The organism is Atopomonas hussainii (assembly GCF_900109735.1).
Lineage (GTDB): Bacteria > Pseudomonadota > Gammaproteobacteria > Pseudomonadales > Pseudomonadaceae > Atopomonas > Atopomonas hussainii.
This window is the reverse complement of record NZ_FOAS01000022.1, coordinates 18,525-28,012: the sequence shown is the minus strand read 5'-3', so window position 1 is coordinate 28,012 and position 9,488 is coordinate 18,525. Positions and strand designations below refer to the sequence as shown.

General features: G+C 63.1%; 3 protein-coding genes and 1 pseudogene. All 4 read right to left on the bottom strand.

Features of this window, described 5'->3' with window-relative positions:
- Positions 1-146, bottom strand: a pseudogene (locus BMX80_RS17745) (IS5/IS1182 family transposase); the annotation flags it as partial.
- 305 nt (positions 147-451) lie between these two features.
- Entirely contained in the window at positions 452-2,350 is a 1,899-nt protein-coding gene (gene recD, locus BMX80_RS16895; RefSeq protein ID WP_083394367.1) for an exodeoxyribonuclease V subunit alpha, read from the bottom strand.
- Positions 2,343-5,987 carry an exodeoxyribonuclease V subunit beta gene (gene recB / locus BMX80_RS16890; RefSeq protein WP_235821668.1) on the bottom strand — a complete coding sequence of 1,215 codons (3,645 nt, stop codon included), beginning with the start codon at positions 5,985-5,987 and terminating at the stop codon, positions 2,343-2,345. The genes recD and recB overlap by 8 nt, the downstream gene beginning before the upstream one ends.
- Entirely contained in the window at positions 5,984-9,457 is a 3,474-nt protein-coding gene (recC, locus tag BMX80_RS16885) for an exodeoxyribonuclease V subunit gamma (protein ID WP_074870624.1), read from the bottom strand. Before recC ends, recB begins: the two co-directional genes overlap by 4 nt.
- Positions 9,458-9,488 lie beyond the last annotated feature (31 nt).

The following is a 9,488-nucleotide window of genomic DNA, read 5'->3' as shown; positions in this document are numbered from 1 at the left end:
TTGCCCGTGTTGTCTGCATAGAAGGGGGCAATCTGAGCTTCAAGCAAGGTCCAAGGCGTGAGCTGCTCAAGATCGCTGAGAAATCGATCGCGGCGTGTCAGCTTTTTCTTGCCGGCATATTCGGCTTCGGAAAAGGTTTTTTGCATGCGGCTGACTCAGGCGATGGGCTTCCCGCGATTGTGCCAGCCAAGAGAGCTGCTGAGGAATAAATCAGCGTTTCCCTAGGTCTGGCATGTATTGCTCCTTGATTTGTTTCTAAAAACTAAATCCAACATTTGCTTTAACGATCCGTGTCATAATGGTGTTGTATGAGGCTTTGTCCTTTCTCTTCAAATTAACTCCCTATCAAGGTGGTTTTGCCAAACCGTGGCATTGGCTTGTGGGGAAAACGACATTAACTCCTCGCGGCTTCTAGTCCGTGCTTAGCAAAAAAACCAGTAAAACAGCCCTCTCACCCATCACCAAACCGCTCCCCCAACCCACTAACCCGCTCGGTACGCGTGGCCGCAGCCTGTTTAAGCAGCGCCCGATTAGCACTCAGCAAGGTAAATCGCTGCTGCGCACGAGTGATGCCAGTGTAGAGCAGCTCGCGGGTAAGTAGCGGGCTGGGCTCGGGCGGCATGATCAACGCGGTGTGGCGGAACTCCGAGCCCTGCGATTTATGCACGGTCATAGCAAACACCGTACTCACGCTGGGCAGGCGGCTGGGGCGGATGCGTTTGAGTTGGTTGTTAACCTTAAACACCACGACTAGCTCGCCGGTTGGGTCGGTGAGGGTGAGGCCGACGTCGCCGTTCATCAGGCCCAGTTGGTAGTCGTTGTGGCTCATCAGCACTGGGCGGCCGGCGTACCAGCCGTGGGCGCTGCTGAGCAGGCCGTGCTGGTGTAGGTGCTCGGCAATGCGCTGGTTTAAGCCGTCCACGCCCCACGGGCCTTGGCGCAGCGGGGTGAGCAGTTGGAATTGGCTGTAGCTGCTTAGGCAACCGTCGGCCCACTCTTCCCACGCTGCGTCATCGCTGTTCTGCGGCGGTTGTTGCACGGCGCTTAGGTAGCCGCTGTAGCCTGCAAGGCACAGGACATCAAGCTGTGGGTCGTGTTCGCCGTTTAGGGCAAGCAGTTGGGTGTCGTGGTTATTCCACACGTCATCGGGCAGTTGGCCGGCATTCACCGCGCTGGCGAGGCGGCCAATGCCGCTGTCGCCGGCAAAGCGGCGGCTAAAGCGCAGCATGGCGACGTGTTGGTCGAGCGCGCGCGGCTGCGCACTGTGCCAGTGGCTTAAATCGCAGCCTGTGGCTTGCGTTAACCATTCGCAGGTGGCCGTGCTGTAGCCCCCCGCTTCGGCCTGCGCGCACAAGTCGCCGAGCACCGCGCCGGCTTCGACCGAGGCCAGCTGGTCTTTATCGCCGAGCAAGATCAGTCGGGCGTGGCTAGGCAGCGCGTCGAGGACGAAGGCCATCATCTCGAGGTCGATCATCGAAGCTTCGTCGATCACCAGCACATCGAGATGCAGCGGGTTGCCACGGTGATGGCGAAAGCGGCGGCTATCTGGTAGTGGGCCGAGCAGGCGGTGCAAGGTGGTGACTTCGCTGGGAATGCTGGCGCGGATTTCATCACTCACCGCCAGCCGGTTGACCGCCCCGGCGATGGATTCGTTCAAGCGTGCCGCCGCCTTGCCGGTGGGTGCGGCCAAGCGGATGCGCAAACTGCGTGAGCCTTGCTGTTGCGCCAAGGTTTGCAGCAGGCCGAGCAGGCGCACCACTGTGGTGGTTTTACCGGTGCCGGGGCCGCCGGTGATGATGGCAAAGCCGCTGCGTGCGGCGAGGGCGCAGGCGATTTTTTGCCAGTCCGGCTGCGGCGTGTTGGCGTCCTGCGGGAACAGTTCATCGAGTAACTCGCGTAGCGCGGGCAAGGGCAGGTCGAGCTGCTGCAAGCGCTGCTGAATGCCGGCGGCGACTTGGCTTTCGTACTGCCATTGGCGGCGTAAATACAGGCGGGTGCCGTTTAGGTGCAGCGGCCGGTCGGGGTGCTGGTCGTCGGTCGCTACGCAGGCGGATTGGCTTAGCGCTGTTTGCCAGTCGGCCAGCGACCAATCGGGCAGGCGCTGGGTGTCGTCTGGCTTATCGGCGTACAGCAGGCGGCCGGCATCGCGCAGGGCGTGGGCTAAGTCGAGGCAGGTGTGGCCGTGGCCCAGTTGCGCGCTGGCCATGGCGGCGGCCAGCAGCACGCGGCCGTCTGCTTCACCATGCTCGGCCAAAAACTGCGCCACGGCGCGGTCTAAACGGCGCAGGCCACCGGCCTCAACGGCTTTATCCAACAGGCTGTGCAGTTCGCTGAGCGACAAGTTAGACATGGGCGGTCTCCGCGCTAAACAGGGCATCCAGTTCGGCAATTAGTTCTGGCGCTGGGCAGGCGTGGTACAGGCCCGCGCCTTGTTCATCGACGCCGCGTAAAAACAGGTATAACGCGCCGCCCATGTGGCGTTGGTAGTCGTAGTCGGGCAGGCGGGTTTTTAGCAGACGGTGCAGGGCCAAGGTGTAGAGCAGGCATTGCAGGTCGTAGCGTTTATCCAGCACGGTGCGGCTGAGGCTGGCGTGGTCGTAGCGCGGCAGGCGGTTGGATTTGTAATCGGCCACGTAATAGCGCCCGTCGTGCTCAAACACCAGGTCGATAAAGCCTTTAAGCATGCCGTTTAGGGTTTCCGCCGCCAGCGCAGGGCGCGGCTCGCTGGGGTGTAGGTGGCGATGCAGCAGGCGGTCGATAGCGCTGCTGGAGACTTGCTCGGCGCCCAGCCAGAACTCCATTTCCACCTGAAAGCTGCGCAGCTGATTGAGCTGCACGCGGCCCTCGGCCAGTGGCAGCGATTGCTGACGTAGGGTGTTGAGCCATGCGGTGAGCGGCTCGATCCACGCTTGCCATTGGCGCACGACGCAGCGTTTGCCGACTTCTTCGCGGATCGCCTCGCAGCTGGCGTTAAAGCCGCCTAAGCCGAGCCATTCCAGCAGGCCATGCAAGAAGGTGCCGGGGCCTGGGCCGGCGGGAAAGCTCGCCAGCGGGCCGCTGGGTGCTGGCGTGGCGAGGGCTTCATCGCTGCTTTCGCGCAGGGTTTGCTCGTCGGCGCTGTCCGGTGCTTCGCTGCTGGTCAGCGCGCCACGGGCCTTGGCCAGCGCACTGTAGCTGGCTACCCACCAACGCTCGTGCGGCCAGATGGGCGCGGGGCGGGCGTTGCCGGTGGGGGTTTCGCTGGCGCTGGGTTGGTAGCGGGTGTCGCTGGCCTCGGGCGCGGTGGCCACGCTGGTGTGCTGTTGCTCGGCGAGGGTGTCGAGCTTTTCTTTGAGACTGGCGGCATCCAACGGCTGGCCGTGGCTGAGCAGATAGCCGATGGCGCTTTTGTGCAGTTTGGAGCTTTTACTGTTGCCACTAACAAACGCCGCTAGGCCCAACCAGCAGGCATGACGAGCGCGGGTTAGCGCCACATAGAGCAGGCGCAAATCTTCTTGCAGACGCTCGCGCTCGGCTTGCTCGGCGGCGTCTTTTTGGCTGCTATCCAGTTCCAGCACCGCTTCGCCGTCGGCGTTGTGATAACGCCAACCATCGTTGCCGCTGGCTTCGCGCAAGCCGGCAATAAAGGGCAGAAACACCAGCGGATATTCCAAACCCTTGGACTTGTGGATGGTGATCACCTGCACCAGATCGGCTTCGCTTTCTAGGCGCACCAGCGCTTCGTCACCGCCAGTGCTGCCGCCCTGTTCGATCTGCTCGGCCAAATGGCGCAGCAGCGCGGCGGGTGTGTCGAGGCTGGCAGCGGCTTGCTGGAGTAGCTCGGCCAGCTGTAGCAGATTGGTCAGGCGGCGTTCGCCGCCGCTGTCGGCTTGGCTAAGCAGGCGTTCCGGCACATTAAAGTCGCGCAGCAGGCGGTACAGGGTGCTTAGCACGCCTTGTTTGCGCCATAGGCTGTGCAGCTCGTTAAAGCGCGCCAGCTCTGCCTCCCAGCGTTGTTCGTCGTGGTGCAGGGCGTCTAATTCGGCCCAGCTGCGGCCTAAGCTGGCGCAGCCTAAGGCGGCGATCAGCGCGCGGCTGTCGTGCGGTTCGGTGCAGGCGCGCAGGCACAGCAGCACGTCGTGGGCTTCGTTGCTGGTGAATACCGAGTCGCGCTCGGATAAATACACGCTGCGCACGCCGCGCTGCCGCAGCGTTTGGCGAATGACATCCGCCTCGCGACCGCTGCGCACCAGCACGGCAATGTCGCCGGGGCGCAGCGGTTTTAGCTCATCTTGCTTGGCGAAACCGGCTTGTTGCTGCTCGGCCAAATTGAGCAAACGGACGATCTCGCTGGCGCAGGCGTTGGCCATTTCCGCTTCATAGGCGCCTTTGCTCGGCGCGGGTTCGGCGCTTAGCCAGACGGTGAGTGCCGCTTGCGGCTGCCCCTCTACCTGCCACTGCTCGTCGCGGCCATTGGCGGCCACGGCGTGAAACGGCAAGCCGCGCTCGGCAAAATAAAAGGCACCTTCCGTACTCTTTTCACCCTGTTCAAACAGTGCATTCACCGCCTGCACCATGGCATGGCTGGAGCGGTAGTTAGTGCCCAAGGTGAAGTGCGGCGTGGCCGCTTGGCTGCGGGCTTTTAAGTAGGTGTGAATATCCGCGCCACGGAAGGCGTAGATGGCCTGTTTTGGGTCGCCAATCAGCAGCAGCGCGGTGCTGTCACGTTCGCGGTAGATGGCCTCGAACAGGCGGTATTGCACCGGGTCGGTGTCTTGGAATTCGTCGATCAGCGCGGCGGGGAACTGCGCCGCCATAGCGCTGGCTAAACGCGCGCCGGCGGGGCCTTGCAGGGCACGGTCGAGGCGGTTGAGCAGGTCGTCGAAATCCAGTTGGGCGAGGCGCTGTTTGTCGCGTTCGATGCGTGCGGCAATCCATCCAGCGGCGTGTAGGCGCAGGTTGGGCCAAAAATCGGGCTGGGTGCTGAGCAGTTCTAACAAGGCGTCGAGATCGCGCAGCGGCTCAGGCGCTTCAAATTTCGCGCCTTTCTTTAGCGCCGTGGCTAGGTAGCTGGCCGCGACTTTTTCGATCTTGTCTTGCTCGCCTTTATTGGGCTGCGCGCCGCTGGCGGCCCAGGCATCGACCGCCGCGAGGCGATCTTCCAGATAGTTCTGGCGCACCTTTTGGCCGTTAAATACGCCGTTATTCAGCGCGGCAAACAGGCTTTGCCGAATCGCTTGGCCTTCGGCTAACCACTTGGCTTGCCACGGGGTGAATGTCTCGGTGAAGGCTTGCTGCCACTTATCCAGCGGGGCAAACAACTCGCTGATGCTTTGCTCGGCCACCGGCTGGCCTTTGTCGCGCACCTGCCATTGGCCGTTCAACAGCGGGCGCACCGCTGCCAGCAAGGCATCCGGGCTGGCGAGCTTGTCTTGCCACGCAGCGGCGTGCGCCGTGGGTAAGGCGTAGGCGAATTGCCGCCAGTAATCGCGCGCGGCTTCTTGGGCGAGGCTTTGGTCTTGGCTGTCCAGCTCTTGGGTGAACAGGCTGCCGCTGTCGAAGGCGTGCTCGCGCAACATGCGCTGCGCCCAGCCGTGGATGGTGAACACGGCGGCTTCATCCATGCTTTCGGCGGCCAGCTGCAAACGCCGCGCGGCGCCGGCGCACTGCTCGGCGGGGTACTCGGCAAGCAGGCTGGTTAACGCGGGGTCGGCTTCTACCCTGTTGCCGGCGGCTTTGCTGCGGAAGGCTTCGGTGGCTTGTTGCAGGCGCTCTCGAATGCGCCCGCGCAGTTCTTCGGTGGCGGCTTTGGTGAAGGTGACCACGAGGATTTGCCGGGGCGATAACGGCGGCAAACTGGCGGCGCTGCCATCGCCATGACCGAGCACCAAACGCAGGTACAGCGCGGCAATGGTGTAGGTTTTGCCGGTGCCGGCGCTGGCTTCGATCAAGCGGTTGCCGTGCAGCGGAAAGCGGATGACGTCGAGCTCGACGTTATGGGTGCTCACAGGCAGGCCTCCAACGTTTGCGTTTCGACCCACTCGGCGCAGTCCGCCAGTGGCGCATAGAGCGCGCTGGCCAAGCTTAAAAAGCGCTGGTCGTGATTCAGCGTGGCGAAGTCGGGGTAGGCGTGACTGAGGTACAAGCACTTGCCCACTTCGCCGGGGTTAAAGCCGTTGTCGTAGCGGGTAGCGGCCTTGGATAGCTGCTTGGCTTCATCCTCTTCGCGCAGCGCGGCAAGGGCGCTGTCGAGTGCCACTGGCAGCGGCTCGCAGAGGCCTTGTTGATAGAGGCCGACCAGCGCGTTGAGGTAGCGCTGGGCATCGGCTGGCTCTAGCGGGCGCAGCGCGACGATGCCATCCGGCGCGGCCAAATACGTGCTCAGCTTGCTGCCTTGGCAGTGTGCCAACACATGCGCCAGCCAGGCATCCAGCAGCTTGCCCAAACGCAGCCCGCCTTTCTCACTGAGGCGCGACAGGCTGTGTAGCAGGCGCACCGGGTATTCGTCATCGGCGCGGTGGTAGAGGTTTTCCAGCCAGTCTTCGACCAGCACTTTTGTGCCGGCTGCGGGGCCGTCGTTGGGGATGATCTCCAGGGCGACTTCTTGCGGCTTTTGCGTCGCTGGCCAGCGCTGATTGAGCAGCTGCCAATGGTTAAGCAGTTGTGTGAGCGGTTCGGCCACGCCGGCGATATTCAGCTCGGCAAACGCACCCATCGGCAGCACGCCTTGCGCCGGCAGGCGGCTCAGCGCGCGTTCAAGCTGGGCATGTTGCTGTGCCAAAGGTTCGGCCAAACATTGGCTAAGCACTTGCTGCTGTAATTGGTGACGGGTGAGGCCAGCCAACGCAAAAGGCTCTAGATCGTTGCCGATGATATTGGCCGGCTCGAAATACACCTTAAGGCGCTGCTGATAAAAAAAGCGCACCGGATGACGGAGAAACTGCACGAGCATTTTGTGGTTGAGCGGCGCGCTGAGCGTTAGCGGCGCCAGCGGCTCGCGTTGCACCTCGGTGAGGCTGGCTTGATGCAGGTGTTGCCACTCGCGGGCATAGCTAAATAAGCCTTCGGTTTGCTCGGCGCCGCTGAAATAGCGCGGGCTAAACGGCTGTAGCGGGTGCAGCTCGGTGAGCGCTGCCAGCAGGTCGCGGCCATCGGCGAGAGCGAAGCGGGCTTTAAGGTCATCGCGCAGTTGCGCCACTAACACCGACGGCGGGCGCTCGCTGTTGTCGCGCACATTGCGCCCCACCCAGCTGATCAGCAGGTGGTCGCGGGCGGCGAGTAGGGCCTCTAAGAATAAATAGCGGTCGTCCTCGCGGCGCGAGCGGTCGCCGGGGCGGTAGTAACCCGGCAGCGCCATGAGGTCGAACTCCAGCGGCGGGCGGCTGCGTGGGTAGTCGCCATCGTTCATGCCGAGCAAAGCGATGACGCGAAAAGGAATCGCGCGCATCGGCATCAGGGTGCAGAAGTTCACGCTGCCGGCCAGAAAGCGCTGGCTCAAGTTGGGCGCATCCACGGCGCTGAGCCAGGCTTCGCGCACCACAGTAAGAGGCAGGGCTTCATCCAGCGCGGCCTCGGCGCAGGCTTCTAGCCAGTGGCTGAGGCTTTCGTTGAGGCGCGCCAGCGCGCTCTCGTCGTCATCGTGGGCGGGGCTGAAAAAGTCATCCAGCAGTTGGCTGAGTAGCTCGCCCCATGCGGCTGGGCTGGCGGGCGCGGCCAAGCGCTTGGCGTAGTGGCGCAGGCGTTCGAGCACATCGAGCAGCGGGCCGAGGGCTTCGGCGTCCAGCCCGGCCACTTCGCTGTGCGGCTCGATGCCCTGCCACGGCGCGCCTTCGCCGCCTAAATAGCCGAGCAGCAAACGCTGGCGGCCAAAGGCCCAAGTGTTTTGCTCCAGCGCCTCGGGCAAATCGAGTGCGGCGCGCTGTTCGGCATCCAGCCCCCAGCGCACGCCAGCGCCTTCGACCCACAGTTTGAGCTGCGCGAGGCTGTCTTCACGCAGGCCAAAGCGGCGTTGCAGCGCGGGCACATCGAGCAAGCCGAGCACATCACTGACTCGGCAGCGCGCTTGCGGCAGCTCGAGGATCTGCTCCAGCGCTTGCAGTAAGGGCAGGCGGCCGCGTTGCGCTTGGTCGGCCAAGGTAAAGGGAATATGCCGCGCGTCGTCGCTGGGGTATTGGCCGAACACCGCCTGAATATGCGGCGCGTACTGCTCGACATCCGGCAGCATGACAATCACCTCACGCGGCGCCAGCGGTGTGCCGGCTGCGGCGTGGCGTTCAAACAGGTCGAGCAGTTTGTCGTGGAGGATCTCCACCTCGCGCTGCGCGCTGTGCGCTTGGATAAAGCGCAGGCTGTCATCGTGCGTGGCTAACTGCTGCGGCTCGACGGGCGTGGGCGCGAGGTCAAGAATGCTGTTGTGCAGCTGGGCTAACAGATGGCCTTCTTCGCGCGGTAAAAACAGGTCGATACGCTCGGCGGGAAAGGCCGCTTGGTAGGCCTGCGGCTGGTCGTATTGGTCGAGCAGGCGGATATAGTCGCGGCCCTGCTTACCCCACGAGGCCAGCAGCGGATGGGCGTGGTGGTGCAACTCAGCATCATCCAGCGCTACCGGCATGCCGGGCTTTTGCGCTTGGCGGCGCTGCTCGGCACGTAGCAAATCGCGGTGCTCAATGATGTCGGCCCAGTAATGCTGACAGGGGTTCTGCACCGCCAGAATCACTTGGCAGTGTTTGCCCAGCGCGGCCAAGGCTTGCAGCAAGCTTTGCGGCAGCGAGGAAATGCCAAACACCACCAAGCGCCGTGGCAAGCCGGGGGCGCGTTCGGCGCTGCTGGTTAACGCATCAATAAAACGCTGGTGCAGCGCGGCGCGGTGACTGTCGCGCAATTCGTTGGGTACATCGGTTTCTAGCTCGGCCCATAGCTCGGCCTGCCAGCGTTGCTCGTCCGGCGCAGCAGAGGCTTGGCCGCGTGCATCGTTGAGTTGCCACTGCCCAGCGGCCCAGTCATTCAGCCAATCGGCGCGGTAGATCTGGTATTGGTCGTAGAGGTCAGCCAAGCGCTCGGCCAGCTGATAGCGCTTACGCAGGTGCGGGTCGTCACCTAAAAACTCGCGCAGCGGGGCGAAGCTCTCGCGCGCCAGCAAACTCGGCAGCAAACGCAAAATGCGCCAGGTGAGGCGGTCTTTATCAAACGGCGAGTGCTTGGGCACATCGTTACCCAGCACCGCGCGGTAAGCGCGCCAAAGAAACTGCGCAGGTAACTGCACATCGACACAGGCGCTAATCCCCACCCCACCGCGCGCCGGGCTCTCGGCCAGCGCTTGCTTGAGCCACTGGGCGATGCCGTTGCTCTGCACCAGCAGCACTTCGTTCTCTAGCGCCGCCAACGGATGTGCCGCCAACCACTGCAACAACACATCGCGCAGGCTTTCCAGCTGATTGCCTTGCAGCACCATAAAACCGGGGGTGAGCGGTGTGTGCATGGGGACGTCCTGTGATCAATCGAGAGGGGAT